Here is a 15,963-nt window from a genome sequence, read left to right on the forward strand (position 1 = left end):
CGGACCCCCCCACCCCGGCCCCGACCCACAACGCACCCGCACGCGCTACACAAACCCCCACCCAACCGAAACAGGCCGCCGCAGGCACTCAGGGGCGCGGGGAACTGCGCAAAACGCCCGCCCCCACCGAACCCCGCACAGGCCACCGCAGGCACCCCCACCGTCACGCCGAGTTCTGGCTGGCCAACGCCTCCGACAGCTCCGACGCCACCTGCTGCAACACCGGCACGATCCGATCCGTCGCCGCCTCGGTGACCCGCCCCGCCGGACCGGAGATCGAAATCGCCGCCGCGGTGGGGGAGTTGGGCACGGACACCGCGAGACAGCGGACGCCGATCTCCTGCTCGTTGTCGTCGACGGCGTACCCCTGACCGCGCACCGCCTCCAGGGCCGCGAGGAAGCCGTCCGGCGTGGTGATCGTCTTCTCCGTCGCGGCCGGCATGCCGGTGCGGGCGAGGAGGGCGCGGACCTCGGCGTCGGGCGTGTTGGCCAGCAGGGCCTTGCCGACACCCGTGGAGTGCGGCAGGACGCGTCGGCCGACCTCGGTGAACATCCGCATCGAGTGCTTCGACGGCACCTGGGCGACGTACACGATCTCGTCCCCGTCGAGCAGCGCCATGTTGGCCGTCTCGCCGGTCTCCTCGACCAGACGGGCGAGGTAGGGGCGGGCCCAGGTGCCGAGCAGCCGGGAGGCCGACTCGCCGAGACGGATCAGGCGCGGGCCGAGGGCGTACCGGCGGTTGGGCTGCTGACGGACGTACCCGCAGGTCACGAGGGTGCGCATCAGGCGGTGGATGGTGGGCAGCGGCAGCCCGCTGCTCGCGGACAGCTCGCTCAGTCCGACCTCGCCGCCCGCGTCCGCCATCCGTTCCAACAGATCGAAGGCGCGCTCTAGGGACTGGACCCCGCCGCCGGCGGACTTGGCGGAGTCGGTGGTGCTGGCGCTGGACGTCGGCACGGCGCGTTCCTTTCGGAGCTGCCTTTCGGGTCTGGGCAGGAGGGCAGAAGCCTACCCGGGAGTCGGTTGACTCCCCGCTGGCGCATAGTTACGTTTTGCTTGTTGGAATCTTAATTCCGCTTTGTGGAAACGTCCAGAGTGTCGACGTCGGGTGCACCCTGGGGAAGTGTGCCCTTGACGGCGCCCGAACGGGAGTGAAGACTCCTTCAACAGAAAGTTGAATTCCGTTACGCGGAAGTTAACGGCGGCAGAGAGGGGTCCGGGTGTCCGACACTGAACTGGTGCTGCGCTCGACGCGCGTCATCACGCCCGAGGGAACGCGGCCCGCGTCGGTCGCGGTCGCCGACGGCAGGATCACGGCCGTACTTCCGTACGAGGGTGAGGCGCCGTCGGGTGCCCGCATCGAGAACCTCGGCGACGACGTCCTGCTGCCGGGCCTGGTCGACACCCACGTGCACGTCAACGACCCCGGCCGCACCGAGTGGGAAGGCTTCTGGACCGCCACGCGAGCGGCGGCGGCCGGCGGCATCACCACCCTCGTCGACATGCCGCTCAACTCCCTCCCGCCCACGACGACGGTCGACAACCTCCGCACGAAGAGGGAGGTCGCGGCCGACAAGGCCCACATCGACGTCGGCTTCTGGGGCGGCGCCCTGCCCGACAACGTCAAGGACCTGCGCCCGCTGCACGAGTCCGGTGTCTTCGGCTTCAAGGCCTTCCTGTCGCCGTCGGGCGTGGACGAGTTCCCGCATCTCGACCAGGACGGGCTCGCCCGGTCGCTGGCCGAGATCGCCTCCTTCGGCGGCCTGCTGATCGTGCACGCCGAGGACCCGCACCACCTGGAGGCGGCCCCCCAGCAGGGCGGCCCCAGATACGCCGACTTCCTGGCCTCCCGGCCGCGTGACGCCGAGAACACGGCGATCGCCCAACTCATCGCCCAGGCGAAGCGGTTGGACGCGCGCGTGCACGTCCTTCATCTGTCGTCCAGCGACGCGCTTCCGCTGATCGCCCGGGCGAAGGCGGACGGGGTCCGGATCACCGTCGAGACCTGCCCGCACTACCTCACCCTCACCGCCGAGGAAGTCCCGGACGGGGCAAGCGAGTTCAAGTGCTGCCCACCCATCCGCGAGTCCGCCAACCAGGACCTGCTGTGGCAGGCGCTGGCCGACGGCACCATCGAGTGCGTGGTCACCGACCACTCTCCGTCCACCGCCGACCTCAAGACGGACGACTTCGCCACGGCGTGGGGCGGCATCTCGGGCCTCCAGCTGAGCCTGTCGGCGGTCTGGACGGAGGCCCGCAGGCGAGGTCACTCGCTGGAGGACGTGGTCCGCTGGATGTCCGCGCGGACCTCCCAACTCGTCGGTCTGGACCGCAAGGGCGCCATCGAGGCCGGCCGCGACGCCGACTTCGCGGTCCTCGCGCCCGACGAGACCTTCACCGTGAACCCGGCATCCCTCCAGCACCGCAACCGCGTCACCGCGTACGCGGGCAAGACCCTCTACGGCGTCGTGAAGTCCACCTGGCTGCGCGGCGAACGCATCGTCGCGGACGGTGAGTTCACGCCCCCGAAGGGCCAACTGCTCACTCGCAGGCCCTGATCCACCCGCACCGGCCAACTCCAGAAAGGCACATGTACGTGACGGCGATTCCCAGCTTCACCGGCGACGCGAACCCGTACGGCGGCGGTGACCCGTACGCGGACTACCGCACCGCCGACTTCCCCTTCACCCGGTACGCCGACCTGGCCGCGCGGACGCTCGGCGCCGGAGTCATCGCCGCCAACGACGAGTTCTTCGCCCAGCGGGAGAACCTGCTGGTGCCCGGGCGGGCCGAGTTCGACCCCGAGCACTTCGGGCACAAGGGCAAGATCATGGACGGCTGGGAGACGCGGCGCCGCCGTGGCGCCTCGGCGGAGCACCCCTGGCCGACGGCCGAGGACCACGACTGGGCGCTGGTCCGGCTGGGCGCGCCCGGCGTGATCCGGGGGATCGTGGTCGACACCGCGCACTTCCGCGGCAACTACCCGCAGGCGGTGTCGGTCGAGGGCGCGTCCGTCCCCGGCTCCCCGTCCCCGGAGGAGCTCCTCGGCGACGACGTGAAGTGGACGACGCTGGTCCCGCGCACGCCGGTGGGCGGCCACGCGGCGAACGGTTTCCCGGTGTCGCTCGAACAGCGCTTCACACATCTGCGGGTCAACCAGCACCCCGACGGGGGCATCGCCCGCCTGCGCGTGCACGGCGAGGTCGTCCCGGACCCCGAGTGGCTGGCGGTCCTCGGCACCTTCGACGTGGTCGCCCTGGAGAACGGCGGCCGGGCGGAGGACGCCTCGAACCTCTTCTACTCCCCGGCGTCCAACACCATCCAGCCGGGCCGCTCCCGCAAGATGGACGACGGCTGGGAGACCCGGCGCCGCCGCGACCAGGGCAACGACTGGATCCGCTACCGGCTGGTGGCCCAGTCCCGGATCCGCGCGATCGAGATCGACACGGCCTATCTGAAGGGCAACAGCGCGGGCTGGGCCTCGGTGTCGGTCCGCGACGGCGAGGACGGCGACTGGCGCGAAATCCTCCCGCGCACCCGCCTCCAGCCCGACACCAACCACCGCTTCGTCCTGCCGGCCCCAGCAGTGGGCACGTACGCACGCGTGGACATCTTCCCTGACGGCGGGATCTCACGGCTGCGGCTGTTCGGTTCCCTGACGGAGGACGGCTCGACGGCGCTGGAGGCAAGGCACCGAGAGCTGTCCGGCTGAAATCAGCCCCTCCGGCGTTTGAGGAGCGGGGGTCCGGGGGCCGCCCCCGAAACGGGGGGGGCCGAAGGGGGCAGCGCCCCCTGGGGACGGGACGGGTAGGGGCGGCGGGGGCGAGAAAGAACACCCGTCTCACGCCGCATGTCCCCCATCCACCGAGAACTCAGCCCCGGTGACGTAGTCCGCACCGGCCTGGGCTGACGAGGGTCGATGGAATCCGGGGGACGGGTCGTTCGCGGCCGGGCCGGCGTCGATGACTGCGGTGGGGCGGTTCGGGGAGGGGCTTGCTCGTTGCGTCCAGAGCCCCACCGGGCCCCGGTACCCGCTGCGTCATACAGCTACCGATCGTGATGATCCGCCCGCCCGCCGAGCGCCTCCGCCGTACGGCGCACCGCCCCCGCCGCCTCCTCGGCGTCCGCGGAATCCGCCCGTAGGGCCACCGCCCCGCGCCCCAGCGCCTCCACGGCCCGTACGACGTCCTGCGCCGCCAGTCGCAGCGCCGTGGCCGCTCCGATCCCCCGGCTGCCCCCGGTGACGAGGGCGACTTTGCCGTTCAGAGTTCCGTAGGTCGTCGTCATGGCATCCATCCCAACGTCCCGGCCCTCGGACCGCTGGCGCGCACGGACATGGACCTCAGCCGGAGGATTCCCGCTCACGACGACGTGCACGACGAAGGAGCCGATGAGTTTCGGCTGCCACCGGGGTCTGAGCTGATGACAACGGACCCCACCCAGAGAGAAGGCACCCGTCATGGGCAAGCTCGTTTCCCAGATCTTCGTCAGCCTCGACGGCGTCTACCAGGCCCCCGGCGCTCCGGAGGAGGACAACAGGGACGGCTTCGAGCAGGGCGGCTGGGTCGTCCCGTTCGACGACGAGGACTTCGGCCGGTTCGTCAGCGAGGTCTTCGACTCCGCCGGAGCGTTCCTCCTGGGCCGCCGTACGTACGACATCTTCGCCGCGTACTGGCCGAAGGTCACCGATCCCGCCAACCCCGTCGCCGTCAAGCTGAACACCCTGCCGAAGTACGTCGTCTCCTCCACCCTCACCGACCCCGCGTGGCACGGCACCAGCGTGATCGGCGGCGACCTCGCCAAGGAGGTCACGGCCCTCAAGGAGAGCACCGACGGCGAGCTTCAGGTGCACGGCAGCGGTGTCCTGCTGCGGTCCCTGCTGGACCTCGGCCTCGTCGACACCCTGCACCTGATCACGTTTCCGGTCGTGCTGGGCGCAGGCCGCCGGCTCTTCCCGGAGGGCGCCACCCCGACCGCCTTCCGGCACGCTGGCGGACGGATCACCTCCACGGGCGTCTCCATCCAGTCGTACGACCGAGCAGGCCGCCCGGAATACGGCTCCTTCGAGCTCCCCGAGAACGCCTGACCGCTGCATCGGTGAGCACCGGGTCGTGCCCGGGGCGCGGAGGCCGCCGCAGCCGCTCCACTGTGCGACGGCGAGGTTCTGCTGGCCCCGGGCCGCGGGAGGAGACGAGGCCTTTGGGGCCAGACCCTACGGGACGTGCGCGGTGTCCGCCGGGGTGCCCCTGGACGGCGGTGAACCAGCCGGGAGCGCCGTGTGGTTCGAGTCCCTCCACGGTTCCGGACGGCTGTTGGCAGGGGACCGCCCAGGCGATCACGTGTGGCGCAGATCCTTCACCCGGCGGAGTTTGCCAAGCGATCGTTCCAGGGTCTCCGGATTCACGATCACCACCTCGACGCTCACGCCGACGCCGTCCTTGACGCCCTTGGCGATCGCCTGGGCGGCGGTCTCGCGCTGTTCGGGGTCGGCGCCGTGTCTGGCCTCCACACAGACGGTCATGTGATCCATCCGGCCGTGCCGACTCAGCTGGATCTGGAAGTGCGGGGCGACGGCGGGGGTGCGCAGCACGATCTCCTCGATCTGGCTGGGGAAGACGTTCACCCCGCGCAGGATGATCATGTCGTCACTGCGGCCGGTGATCTTCTCGATGCGACGGAAGGCGGGCCGGGCGGTGCCGGGCAGCAGCCGGGTCAGATCGCGGGTGCGGTAGCGGATGATCGGCAGGGCCTCCTTGGTGAGGGAGGTGAAGACCAGTTCGCCGCCCTCGCCGTCGGGCAGTGCCTCGCCCGTGATCGGGTCGACGACCTCGGGGTAGAAGTGGTCCTCCCACACATGCAGACCGTCCTTGGTCTCCACGCACTCCTGGGCGACGCCGGGGCCGATCACCTCCGACAGGCCGTATATGTCGACGGCGTGGAGGTCCATCCGCTCCTCGATCTCGCGGCGCATCTCCTCCGTCCACGGCTCGGCGCCGAAGATGCCCACCTTCAGGGAGCTGGAGCGCGGGTCGATGCCCTGCCTCTCGAACTCGTCGAGGAGGGTGAGCATGTAGGAGGGGGTGACCATGATGATCTCGGGCCTGAAGTCCTGGATGATCTGCACCTGGCGCGCGGTCATGCCGCCCGAGGCGGGGATCACCGTGCAGCCGGCCCGTTCGGCGCCGTAGTGGGCGCCGAGACCGCCGGTGAACAGGCCGTAGCCGTAGGAGATGTGCACCTTGTGGCCGGGGCGGCCACCGGCCGCGCGGATCGAGCGGGCGACCACGTCGGCCCACATGGAGATGTCGTTCTCCGTGTAGCCGACGACCGTGGGGCGGCCGGTGGTGCCGCTGGAGGCGTGGACGCGGCGGACCTGGTCCATGGGGACGGCGAACATACCGAAGGGGTAGGTCTCGCGCAGGTCAACCTTCGTGGTGAAGGGGAAGCGCGCCAGGTCCTCCAGCGCGTGGCAGTCCTCGGGGGCGACTCCGGCCTCGTCGAACTTCTCGCGGTACAGCTCCACGTTGTCGTAGGCGTGCCGCAAGGTCGCGCGCAGGCGGCGCAGTTGAAGTGCTTCTAGCTCCTCGCGGGACATCCGTTCCGCTTCGTCCAGCAGCGCGTCGGGGAGGGGCTCACCACGGCGGGCCGTCGTCACCACAGGGCTCTCGGTGTCGCTGCTCATCACGGCTCCTTCTGCTCTGTGCCGCGCGCGTCGCGCCCGTCCGCTTCCGGGCCCCGGACCGTACGACTGCGACCACGGAACTCCGCGATCACCTGGCCGGTCCGCTCCGCACGGGGGCCGTCGGCGATGCGCAGGACACTCACGTCGTAGATGCCGCTGCGACCGAACCGGGTGCGCTCCTGGGCGGTGGCCACCAGCACGTCGCCCTCGCGGGCGGGGGCGACGAAGTCGATGTCGGCCCCGGCGGCCACGGTCACGGGGCCATGGCTGTTGCAGGCGCAGGCGAACGCGGTGTCGGCGAAGAGGAACAGGTAGCCGCCATGGGCGATCCCGTGCCCGTTGACCATCGTCTTCGTCACGGTCATCCGCAGGGTGGCCGTGCCCTCGCCGTGCTCCAGCAACTCGATGCCGAGCCGCCGTGACGCCTCGTCCGCGGCGAACATCGTCTCCACGGGGCCCGCCGTCGTTTCAGTGGTCTGCGTCACTGTCTTCACCATCTCATGCACCGACCGAACATTCGGTTAGCCTGCGACATGGCCAAGTAATCCAGCCGGGCAACCGCCTGTCAAGGTCCCGGAATCCTCGCCCGTCACAGCGCACCGCTGGATCCGGGCACTGGCCCAACCCGGGGGATGGGCCATACAATGGACCGAACGAACGGTCGGTTGGGGAAGGTGGAGGCATGAGCACGACACAGGCCGGCCCGGGAGACGGTCCGGAGCCGGAACTCCAGGCGCACTTCGACGCGACGATCGCCCGCGACCAGCGGATCGAGCCGCGCGACTGGATGCCCGACGGCTACCGCAGGACCCTGGTCCGGCAGATCGCCCAGCACGCGCACTCGGAGATCATCGGCATGCAGCCGGAGGGCGAGTGGATCACCAGGGCACCGTCCCTGCGCCGCAAGGCGATCCTGTTCGCGAAGGTCCAGGACGAGGCCGGGCACGGACTGTATCTGTACTCCGCCGCCGAGACGCTGGGCGCCGACCGCGCCGACCTCACCGAGCGCCTGATCGAGGGCCGCCAGAAGTACTCGTCGATCTTCAACTACCCGACGCCGACCTTCGCCGACGTGGGCGTGATCGGCTGGTTCGTGGACGGCGCGGCCATCTGCAACCAGGTGCCGCTGTGCCGCTCGTCGTACGGGCCGTACGCCCGCGCGATGGTGCGGATCTGCAAGGAGGAGTCCTTCCACCAGCGCCAGGGTTACGAACTGCTGATGACGATGATGCGTGGCACCGACGCCCAGCGGGAGATGGTCCAGGACGCGGTGAACCGCTGGTGGTGGCCGTCCCTGATGATGTTCGGCCCCCCCGACGGTGACTCGCCCAACTCGGCCGCCTCCATGGCCTGGAAGATCAAGCGGCACAGCAACGACGAGCTGCGTCAGCGCTTCGTCGACATGACCGTCCCGCAGGCCGAGAAACTCGGCGTCACCCTGCCCGACCCCGAGCTGCGCTGGAACGAGGAGCGCGGCCGCAACGACTTCGGCACCCCCGACTGGGACGAGCTGACCAGGGTCATCAAGGGCGACGGTCCGTGCAACGCCCAGCGCGTCGAGCGGCGCCGCACCGCCCACGAGGAGGGCGCCTGGGTACGGGAGGCGGCCGTGGCCCACGCGGCGAAGCGGTCGGCACACGCGCGTGAAGGAGCGGTGGTATGAGCGACACCCGGAACCCGAAGGCCGGCTGGCCGCTGTACGAGGTGTTCGTGCGCGGCAAGCGCGGACTGAACCACGTCCACGTCGGCTCGCTGCACGCCGCCGACGACCGGATGGCGCTCACCCACGCGCGCGACCTCTACACGCGGCGCAACGAAGGCGTGAGCATCTGGGTGGTGCGCTCGGAGAACATCGCGGCGTCCACACGCGACGAGAAGGACCCCTTCTTCGCGCCCAGCGCCGACAAGGTCTACCGGCACCCCACCTTCTACGACATCCCCGACGACGTCCCGCACATCTGAGGAGCAGGGGATGAGTGACGACCACGTCTACATGACGCTCGCCGAGGGCCACGACGACGGCAGTGACGCCCGCTGGGCCTTCGGCACCGGCTTCGAGGACCCGCTGCACGGCGTGGACCCCACCGTGCCCTCCGGCGTCGACCGGGCGGGACTCGCCGAGTGCTGTCTGGCCCTCGCCGACGACGCCCTGGTCTCCGCTCAGCGACTGGCCGAGTGGACCACCCGCGCCCCCGAACTGGAGGAGGAGGTGGCGCTGGCCAACATCGGCCTCGACCTGCTCGGCCAGGCCCGTCTCCTGTATGCGCGCTGCGGCCAGGCCGACGGCAGCGGACGCGACGAGGACGCCTACGCCTACTTCCGCGACGCGGACGCCTTCCGCAACGTACGTCTGGCCGAACTCCCCAACGGCGACTTCGCGTTCAGCGTCGTGAGGCTGCTGGTGCTGTCCGCCTGGCGGCTCGCCCACTTCGAGCGGCTGACCGCCGACGACGACCCGGTGCTCGCCGCGATCGCCGCCAAGGGCGTGAAGGAACTGGCCTATCACCGGCAGTGGGCCGCCGAGTGGGTGGTGCGGCTCGGCGACGGCACCGAGGAGTCGCACCGGCGCATGCGCGCGGCCTTCGAGCAAGTAGCCCCCTATCTGGGGGAGTTGTTCACGGCGTACGACGTCCGCGACCAGGTCGTCGCGGTGCTGGAGCAGGTCGCGGACGCCGCCGGGCTGCCGGTGCCCGCCTGGGGGCCGTTGCCCGGGGCCGGCCGCCGCGGTGACCACACCGAACACCTCGCCCGGCTGCTGACCGAACTGCAGAGCGTGGCCCGGGCACACCCGGAGGCGACATGGTGACCACCCTCACGGACCTCCGGCGCGCCCGGCACATCGCCGAGCGGGTGCCGGATCCCGAGCTGCCCATGCTGACCCTGGCCGACCTCGGCGTGCTGCGCGGCGTCGAGGTGACCGCGGACGGCACGGTCGTCGCCGAGCTCACCCCGACCTACTCCGGCTGCCCGGCCATGGCCGAGATGCGTGCCGAGGTAGACGCCCGGCTCAAGGCGGCCGGGTACGCGCGCGTGGAGGTCCGCACGGTGCTGAACCCGCCGTGGACCACGGACTGGATCACCCCCACCGGGCGCCGCAAGCTTGCCGAGCACGGCATCGCACCGCCGGGCCCGGCGGCCCGCCCCGCGCCCGGCCCGGTGCCGCTGGTGCTGACGCCGACCCGGCGCACGGTGGCGTGCCCGCGCTGCGGCAGCGCCGACACCGAGGAGACCTCCCGGTTCGGCGCCACCTCGTGCAAGGCGCTGTGGCGCTGCCGCGCCTGCCGCGAGCCGTTCGAATACGTCAAGGAGATCTGAGATGGCGGACCTGTTGTCCACGGGGCACGACCGGGGTACCTCCGTCGCCGTGCGGAAGGCCGGGCGCCGCCGCCCGGCCTTCCACCCCCTGCGCGTCGCCTCCGTGCAGCTGCTGTGCGAGGACGCCGTCGCCGTCGGCTTCGACGTGCCGGACGATCTGGCCCCCGACTTCGCCTTCTCGCCCGGTCAGTCGCTCACCCTGCGCCGCCAGGTCGACGGACGGGACGAGCGGCGCTCGTACTCGATCTGTGCCCCGGCCGGCGCACGCCCGCGCATCGGGGTGCGGGAGGTGCCCGGCGGCCTGTTCTCCTCCTGGCTGGTCCACGAGGTGCGGCCCGGCGACGTCATCGAGGTGATGGCCCCGACCGGCGCGTTCACCCCGGACCTCACCGAGCCCGGCCACCACGTCCTGATCGCCGCCGGATCCGGTATCACCCCTATGCTCTCCATCGCCGAGTCACTCCTCGCCGCCGACGACCGCACCCGGGTCACCCTCTTCTACGGCAACCGCCGCACCGACACGGTGATGTTCGCCGACGAACTCGCCGACCTGAAGGACCTGCACCCCACCCGCTTCCAGCTCGCCCACGTGCTCTCCCGTGAGCCCCGCGAGGCCGAGGTGCTCTCCGGCCGTCTGGACGCGGACCGGCTCGCCGTGCTCGTCGACGGCCTGATCGACATCGAGGACGCCGACCACTGGTGGCTGTGCGGCCCGCACGGCATGGTCCGCGACGCCCAGAAGGTCCTCACCGGACTCGGTGTCCCCCGGGAGCGGGTCCACCAGGAGCTGTTCTTCGCCGACGGCGCGCCCGTGCGGGAGACGCGTCACAAGGAGGCCACGCCCGACGGCCCGGTCAGCCAGGTCACCATCACCCTCGACGGCCGCTCGACCACCGCCGCGCTGCAGCGTGCCGAGTCCATCCTCGACGGCGCCCAGAGGACCCGCCCCGACCTGCCCTTCGCCTGCAAGGGCGGAGTCTGCGGCACCTGCCGTGCCCTGGTCACCGAGGGCGAGGCCGACATGCGCCGCAACTACGCCCTCGAACCGGCCGAGGTCGACGCCGGCTATGTGCTGACCTGCCAGACCCACCCCGTCTCCGAGACCCTCACGGTCGACTACGACAGCTGAGCGGGAGCCGCTGTTGTCGGCCCGAATGCCTCGCCCCGCGACCGTTGGTGCTGTGGGGGGTACGCGGGGCGAGGGGATCGGGGTCGACGGGGACTCAGCAGCCGAAGTCGACCAGGCCGAACGTGACGTAGTGGTCGGAGGTGTAGTAGTCCTCCTGGGTCTCCTCACCGGTGACGATGCGCCGCGCACCGCGGGTGGAGGAGCCCGGAGTGATCACGGTGTACTCGTGGTAGTAGCCGGTCGACTGGCTCGGCAGGACGCCTTCCCGGTTCTGGAAGACGGTGCCGTCCTGCGAGTACGGGTAGGGGCCGCCCTGCTCGATGAGCTCCAGGGTGTCGTACGCCTGGGAGGGCAGGTCGCTGTAACAGATGCTGCCGACGGCGGCGGCCGCCGGGGTGGCGGTGACGGTGCCGCCCACGAGGAGGGCGGACAGGACGGCGGCCGCGGCGCCGATGCGGGTGATCCGTGGGGGGAATCTCATGCCCTCATGATGACGCGCGTAGACAGTGGCATGTCAATGACAACTCCGGAGATTTTCCCGTCAAGTCCGATGAGTTTTCCGGAAGTTAACTTCGCGCCGGTCCGCATTCCGGGCCGGGTTCAGCCGGACCTCCGGCTCTCCGCCGCGGCGAACAGGGCGAACGCCAGCACGATCAACGCCACGCTCGCGTAGACCTCGTAACCGTCGAGGAAACCGATCCGCTGGACGAGCCCTATGTGCCAGTCGGTGAACTCGTGCAGCAGGCCCATACCGCCCTGCACCAGGGCGAGGAGACCGAGCAGCTCCAGCAATTGCTTCATGGGGAGACCCTCGCCCCGCGGACCCCTCGCCGGCATCGGCCGCGGGGTGGGACCCGGTCCGCGAAAGCAGCGGCTTCGCGGGGCCTCGTACGCCGAAAGTCTGCGGCGCTGCGACTTTGGTCGCGGATCCCGTTCCCGGGCGGGTGATCCGCGCGCTCACTGCGTAGATTTGTCGACCGTGAGCGGTGACGAGAGGGTGTCCGACCCCCAGGCCTTCCCCGGCCGGCGCTGGCTGATGCCGTCCGCCGTGGTCCACGAGTTCGACCCCGCCGCTGTACGGCCCGGACGGCGGCCCCGGCGCACCGCGCGCGACTGGATCGTCGACTTCTCCTGCTTCCTGGTGGCCGTCCTCGTCGGCATGATCGGCGCGGACTCCGTGACCTCCAACCCGCATGTCTCGCACTCCTTCGCCGTCATGGACCAGCTGCTCGGTGCGCTCGCCTGCGCCGCGGTGTGGCTGCGCCGCCGCTGGCCGCTCGGCCTCGCCGTGGCCACGGTCCCGCTCGGGGTCCTGTCGGACACCGCGGGCGGCGCATGCATGATCGCCCTGTTCACCCTCGCCGTGCACCGCCCCTTCCGGTACGTGGCCTGGCTGGGCGCCGCCACCATGGCCCTGGTGCCGGTCACCTTGTCGCTGCGCCCCTCCGACGACCTGCCGTACGTCGGCACACTGCTCCTTTCCGCGGTGCTGGTCTCCGCGACGGTCGGTTGGGGCCTGGTCGTCCGCGCCAAACGGCAGCTCATGTTCAGCCTGCGCGACCGCGCCCGGCGCGCCGAGACCGAGGCACGGCTGCGTGCCGAGCAGGCCCAGCGGCTGGCTCGGGAGGCCATCGCGCGCGAGATGCACGACGTCCTCGCGCACCGGCTGACCCTGCTGAGCGTGCACGCGGGCGCCCTGGAGTTCCGGCCGGACGCTCCCCGGGAGGAGGTCGCGCGGGCGGCCGGCGTCATCCGGGAGAGCGCCCATGAGGCGCTTCAGGACCTGCGGGAGATCATCGGCGTGCTGCGGGCGGCGGACCGCGACGACACGGGCCGCCCCCAGCCGACCCTCGCCGCGCTGGACACCCTCGTCGCCGAGTCCCGCGAGGCCGGCATGAAGGTCATCCTCGACAACCATGTCACCGATCCCGCCGCCGCACCCGCCTCCGTCGGCCGCACCGCCTACCGCATCGCCCAGGAGGGCCTCACCAACGCCCGCAAGCACGCCCCCGGCACGGAGGTCATCGTCACCGTCACGGGCCGCCCGGGCGAGGGCCTCGCCGTGACCGTGCGCAACCCCGCACCCGAGGGTGAGGTTCCGCAGGTGCCCGGTTCGGGGCAGGGCCTGATCGGCCTCACCGAGCGCGCGACGCTGGCCGGAGGCCGGCTGGAACACGGGCCGGACGAGGACGGGGGGTTCCGGGTGCGGGCGTGGTTGCCGTGGGGGTGACGCTCAAGCCGCGGGCGTGGTTGCCGTGGGGATGACATCTCCGCTACGGCCGTGGGCTCCGAGGATCTTCCGCCACCCCGTCGCCGTATGCGCAACTCACCCGCCCGCAAGGGTGATTGCCCCCGGCCTCACCGTGATTACGTAAGCCCATGACTGTGATCAGACTGCTCCTCGTCGACGACGACCCCCTCGTGCGGGCCGGCCTGTCCCTGATGATGGGCGGGGCCGACGACATCGAGATCGTCGGTGAGGCGGCAGATGGCACCGAGGTCGAGGCCGCCGTCGACCGGACCCGCCCGGACGTGGTCCTCATGGACATCCGGATGCCGTCGGTCGACGGGCTCACGGCCACCGAGCGCCTGCGCGGCCGGCCCGACGCCCCGCAGGTCGTCGTCCTGACCACCTTCCACGCGGACGAACAGGTCCTGCGCGCACTGCGCGCGGGCGCCGCCGGATTCGTCCTCAAGGACACCCCACCTGCAGAGATCCTCGCCGCCGTCCGCCGGGTCGCGGCCGGCGACCCGGTCCTGTCGCCCACCGTCACCCGCCAGCTGATGGAGCACGCGGCCGGGACCGCAGCCGACACCCGACGGGCACGCGCGCGTGAGCGCATCGCCGCCCTCAACGACCGCGAACGCGAGGTCGCAGTCACGGTCGGCCGCGGCCTGTCCAACGCCGAGATCGCCGCCGCCCTCTACATGAGCGTCGCCACGGTCAAGACCCATGTCTCCCGCGTCCTGGCCAAGCTCGCCCTCAACAACCGGGTGCAGATCGCCCTGTTGACGTACGACGCGGGGCTGCTGGAGCGACCCGCGGAGCCCGGGCCGGACGGGCACCAAGTGCCACCACCGGGCGTTGACGGTGTGAAGGGGGAGTCCCATGACTGAAGCAGTGATCGATCTCGGGGAGTACGGCGAGGCGTTCCGCACCGACCCGCACCCCGTGTACGCCGAGTTGCGCGCTCTCGGCCCCGTCCACCGGGTGCGACCACCCGGCTCCCGCGCCGACTACTCGACCTGGCTCGTCGTCGGCCACGAGGAGGCACGAGCGGCGCTCGCCGACCCCCGGCTCTCCAAGGACGGCCGCAGAATCGGCATGGTGTTCCACGACGGGGAGCTCATCGGCCGCCATCTGCTCGGCAGCGACCCGCCCGAGCACACCCGCCTGCGCGGCCTCGTCTCCCGCGCCTTCACCATGCGCCGGGTGGAGCAACTGCGGCCCAGGATCCAGGAGATCACCGACGACCTCCTCGACGCGATGCTGCCGTACGGCCGCGCAGACCTGGTGCGATCCCTCGCCTACCCGCTCCCGATCACCGTGATCTGCGAACTCCTCGGCGTGCCCGAGATGGACCGCACGGAGTTCCGGAAGCTGTCCACGGAGGTCGTGGCACCCACCAGCCCCGAGAGTTCGTACGACGCCGTCCTGCGCCTCGGCGAGTATCTGACCGAGCTCATCGAGGACAAGCGGTGCGCCGGGCCGAGCGACGATCTGCTCGGCGACCTCATCCGCACCACCGCCGAGGACGGCGACCGGCTCTCTCCGGCGGAACTGCGCGGCATGGCCTTCCTCCTGCTGATAGCGGGCCACGAGACCACGGTCAATCTCATCACCAACGGCGTGCACACCCTGCTCGCCCACCCCGGCCAACTCGCCGCCCTGCGCGCCGACATGAGCCTCGTCGACAGCGCGGTCGAGGAGACGCTGCGCTACGAGGGCCCCGTGGAGAACGCGACGTTCCGGTACGCCCTGGAGCCCCTGGACATAGCGGGACGGTCCATAGCCAAGGGCGACCCGGTGATGATCTGCCTCGGCGCCGCCGACCGCGACGGCTCCCGCTACCCCGCCCCGGACCGCTTCGACATCCGCCGCGACCCGCGCGGCCATCTCGCGTTCGGCCATGGCATCCACTACTGCCTGGGCGCCCCGCTGGCCCGCCTGGAGGCCCGCACGGCGATCCGGACCCTGCTGGACCGCGCCCCGGCCCTCGCCCTCGACGGACCGCCGGGGGAGTGGCTCCCGGGGATGCTGATCAGGGGGGTGCGGAGTCTGCCGGTGCGGTGGTAGGGGTCGGGGGCTGGGTGGGGGTGCTTGGCGGTCGGGCTTGCCTGCCGGGTCGGGCGGTTCGGTCGGGCGGTCAGCGCCAGTTCGGTGGGGGTTTGGCCGGCTTGGTCGATGCGGCGGGAGCTTCGGTGAGCTCGGCCGGATGTTTGGCGGCGCCCCTGTGTTGAGTGGTGCCGGGGCCGGGCGGGCCCCGGGGTCGTCGGGTCCGTCGTCGCGGGCAGGGCAGCGCTCGCTGGGCCCCGCCGTGGCGTCGGCCGGTCTCGGCGACGCCTCCCGCGCCCCGGCCGCCTCAGAACGCTCGCCCCACCCGGGATCGGCCGGATGTTTGGCGGCGCCCCTGTGTTGAGTGGTGCCGGGGCCGGGCGGGCCCCGGAGTCGTCGGGTCCGTCGTCGCGGGCAGGGCAGCGCTGGGCCCCGCCGTGGCGCTGGGCAGTGTCGGCGAGGCGCCCCGCGCCCCGGCCGCCTCAGAACGCTCGCCCCACCCGGGATCGGCCGGATGTTTGGCGGCGCCCCTGTGTTGAGTGGTGCCGGGGCCGGGCGGG

The 15,963-nt window shown here is 71.5% G+C and carries 16 protein-coding genes and 1 pseudogene; 11 read left to right on the forward strand and 6 right to left on the reverse strand.

The window, feature by feature from the left end; all coding sequences use genetic code 11:
- Positions 1–163 precede the first annotated feature (163 nt).
- Entirely contained in the window at positions 164–958 is a 795-nt protein-coding gene (locus ACI2L1_RS43975) for an IclR family transcriptional regulator (RefSeq protein WP_404745105.1), read from the reverse strand.
- A 263-nt stretch (positions 959–1,221) separates the two neighbouring features.
- On the opposite strand from ACI2L1_RS43975, the gene allB reads away from it, so the two are divergent.
- Both allB and alc read left to right on the forward strand, forming a co-directional pair.
- Entirely contained in the window at positions 1,222–2,559 is a 1,338-nt protein-coding gene (gene allB / locus ACI2L1_RS43980; protein WP_404745106.1) for an allantoinase AllB, read from the forward strand.
- Positions 2,560–2,597: 38 nt separating this feature from the next.
- On the forward strand, positions 2,598–3,713 hold the full coding sequence (gene alc, locus ACI2L1_RS43985) for an allantoicase (protein ID WP_404745107.1): 1,116 nt from the start codon (positions 2,598–2,600) through the stop codon (positions 3,711–3,713).
- 129 nt (positions 3,714–3,842) lie between these two features.
- Here alc and ACI2L1_RS43990 read toward each other — a convergent pair.
- Positions 3,843–4,297, reverse strand: a pseudogene (locus ACI2L1_RS43990) (hypothetical protein).
- 163 nt (positions 4,298–4,460) lie between these two features.
- On the opposite strand from ACI2L1_RS43990, the gene ACI2L1_RS43995 reads away from it, so the two are divergent.
- Positions 4,461–5,087, forward strand: a complete 627-nt coding sequence (locus ACI2L1_RS43995; protein ID WP_404745108.1) for a dihydrofolate reductase family protein — start codon at positions 4,461–4,463, stop codon at positions 5,085–5,087.
- Positions 5,088–5,336: 249 nt separating this feature from the next.
- On the opposite strand, the gene paaK is transcribed toward ACI2L1_RS43995, so the two are convergent.
- Positions 5,337–6,683: a phenylacetate--CoA ligase PaaK gene (gene paaK, locus ACI2L1_RS44000; protein ID WP_404745109.1), complete on the reverse strand. Its 1,347-nt coding sequence runs from the start codon at positions 6,681–6,683 to the stop codon at positions 5,337–5,339.
- Positions 6,683–7,168: a hydroxyphenylacetyl-CoA thioesterase PaaI gene (gene paaI, locus ACI2L1_RS44005; protein WP_404745110.1), complete on the reverse strand. Its 486-nt coding sequence runs from the start codon at positions 7,166–7,168 to the stop codon at positions 6,683–6,685. Before paaI ends, paaK begins: the two co-directional genes overlap by 1 nt.
- 197 nt (positions 7,169–7,365) lie before the next feature.
- Between paaI and paaA the strand changes: the two genes are divergently transcribed.
- The 5 genes from paaA to paaE are packed head-to-tail and all read left to right on the forward strand — an operon-like array spanning position 7,366 to position 11,127.
- On the forward strand, positions 7,366–8,346 hold the full coding sequence (gene paaA, locus ACI2L1_RS44010; protein WP_404745111.1) for a 1,2-phenylacetyl-CoA epoxidase subunit PaaA: 981 nt from the start codon (positions 7,366–7,368) through the stop codon (positions 8,344–8,346).
- Positions 8,343–8,645: a 1,2-phenylacetyl-CoA epoxidase subunit PaaB gene (gene paaB / locus ACI2L1_RS44015; RefSeq protein WP_404745112.1), complete on the forward strand. Its 303-nt coding sequence runs from the start codon at positions 8,343–8,345 to the stop codon at positions 8,643–8,645. The genes paaA and paaB overlap by 4 nt, the downstream gene beginning before the upstream one ends.
- Positions 8,646–8,655: 10 nt before the next feature.
- The gene (gene paaC, locus ACI2L1_RS44020) at positions 8,656–9,489 is read left to right on the forward strand and encodes a 1,2-phenylacetyl-CoA epoxidase subunit PaaC (protein WP_404745113.1); all 834 of its coding nucleotides are present in this window, start codon (positions 8,656–8,658) and stop codon (positions 9,487–9,489) included.
- Positions 9,483–9,998 carry a 1,2-phenylacetyl-CoA epoxidase subunit PaaD gene (paaD, locus tag ACI2L1_RS44025; RefSeq protein WP_404745114.1) on the forward strand — a complete coding sequence of 172 codons (516 nt, stop codon included), beginning with the start codon at positions 9,483–9,485 and terminating at the stop codon, positions 9,996–9,998. Before paaC ends, paaD begins: the two co-directional genes overlap by 7 nt.
- A gap of 1 nt (position 9,999) precedes the next feature.
- Complete coding sequence (gene paaE / locus ACI2L1_RS44030) at positions 10,000–11,127, forward strand: 1,2-phenylacetyl-CoA epoxidase subunit PaaE (protein WP_404745115.1); 1,128 nt, start codon at positions 10,000–10,002, stop codon at positions 11,125–11,127.
- Positions 11,128–11,221: 94 nt separating this feature from the next.
- Here paaE and ACI2L1_RS44035 read toward each other — a convergent pair whose 3' ends face one another.
- On the reverse strand, positions 11,222–11,608 hold the full coding sequence (locus tag ACI2L1_RS44035; protein ID WP_404745116.1) for a ribonuclease domain-containing protein: 387 nt from the start codon (positions 11,606–11,608) through the stop codon (positions 11,222–11,224).
- A 119-nt stretch (positions 11,609–11,727) separates the two neighbouring features.
- Positions 11,728–11,928: a hypothetical protein gene (locus ACI2L1_RS44040; protein ID WP_404745117.1), complete on the reverse strand. Its 201-nt coding sequence runs from the start codon at positions 11,926–11,928 to the stop codon at positions 11,728–11,730.
- 169 nt (positions 11,929–12,097) lie between these two features.
- On the opposite strand from ACI2L1_RS44040, the gene ACI2L1_RS44045 reads away from it, so the two are divergent.
- The 3 genes from ACI2L1_RS44045 to ACI2L1_RS44055 all read left to right on the forward strand — a co-directional run bounded on the left by ACI2L1_RS44045 (position 12,098) and on the right by ACI2L1_RS44055 (position 15,424).
- Positions 12,098–13,357, forward strand: coding sequence for a sensor histidine kinase (locus ACI2L1_RS44045; protein ID WP_404745118.1), 1,260 nt, complete (start codon positions 12,098–12,100; stop codon positions 13,355–13,357).
- A 149-nt stretch (positions 13,358–13,506) separates the two neighbouring features.
- Positions 13,507–14,244 carry a response regulator gene (locus tag ACI2L1_RS44050; RefSeq protein WP_404745119.1) on the forward strand — a complete coding sequence of 246 codons (738 nt, stop codon included), beginning with the start codon at positions 13,507–13,509 and terminating at the stop codon, positions 14,242–14,244.
- Entirely contained in the window at positions 14,237–15,424 is a 1,188-nt protein-coding gene (locus ACI2L1_RS44055; RefSeq protein ID WP_404745120.1) for a cytochrome P450, read from the forward strand. The genes ACI2L1_RS44050 and ACI2L1_RS44055 overlap by 8 nt, the downstream gene beginning before the upstream one ends.
- Positions 15,425–15,963: the final 539 nt, after the last annotated feature.

This window comes from Streptomyces sp. NPDC019531 (assembly GCF_044903305.1).
Taxonomy (GTDB): Bacteria; Actinomycetota; Actinomycetes; order Streptomycetales; family Streptomycetaceae; genus Streptomyces.

Excerpts from the sequence above, each read along its gene's own strand:
- paaD (WP_404745114.1), top strand. The coding sequence starts at position 9,483 with ATGGTGACCACCCTCACGGACCTCCGGCGCGCCCGGCACATCGCCGAG.
- paaK (WP_404745109.1), bottom strand. The coding sequence starts at position 6,683 with ATGAGCAGCGACACCGAGAGCCCTGTGGTGACGACGGCCCGCCGTGGT.
- ACI2L1_RS43995 (WP_404745108.1), top strand. The coding sequence starts at position 4,461 with ATGGGCAAGCTCGTTTCCCAGATCTTCGTCAGCCTCGACGGCGTCTAC.
- ACI2L1_RS44050 (WP_404745119.1), top strand. The coding sequence starts at position 13,507 with ATGACTGTGATCAGACTGCTCCTCGTCGACGACGACCCCCTCGTGCGG.
- paaB (WP_404745112.1), top strand. The coding sequence starts at position 8,343 with ATGAGCGACACCCGGAACCCGAAGGCCGGCTGGCCGCTGTACGAGGTG.
- paaC (WP_404745113.1), top strand. The coding sequence starts at position 8,656 with ATGAGTGACGACCACGTCTACATGACGCTCGCCGAGGGCCACGACGAC.
- paaE (WP_404745115.1), top strand. The coding sequence starts at position 10,000 with ATGGCGGACCTGTTGTCCACGGGGCACGACCGGGGTACCTCCGTCGCC.
- ACI2L1_RS44035 (WP_404745116.1), bottom strand. The coding sequence starts at position 11,608 with ATGAGATTCCCCCCACGGATCACCCGCATCGGCGCCGCGGCCGCCGTC.
- ACI2L1_RS44055 (WP_404745120.1), top strand. The coding sequence starts at position 14,237 with ATGACTGAAGCAGTGATCGATCTCGGGGAGTACGGCGAGGCGTTCCGC.
- paaA (WP_404745111.1), top strand. The coding sequence starts at position 7,366 with ATGAGCACGACACAGGCCGGCCCGGGAGACGGTCCGGAGCCGGAACTC.
- ACI2L1_RS44040 (WP_404745117.1), bottom strand. The coding sequence starts at position 11,928 with ATGAAGCAATTGCTGGAGCTGCTCGGTCTCCTCGCCCTGGTGCAGGGC.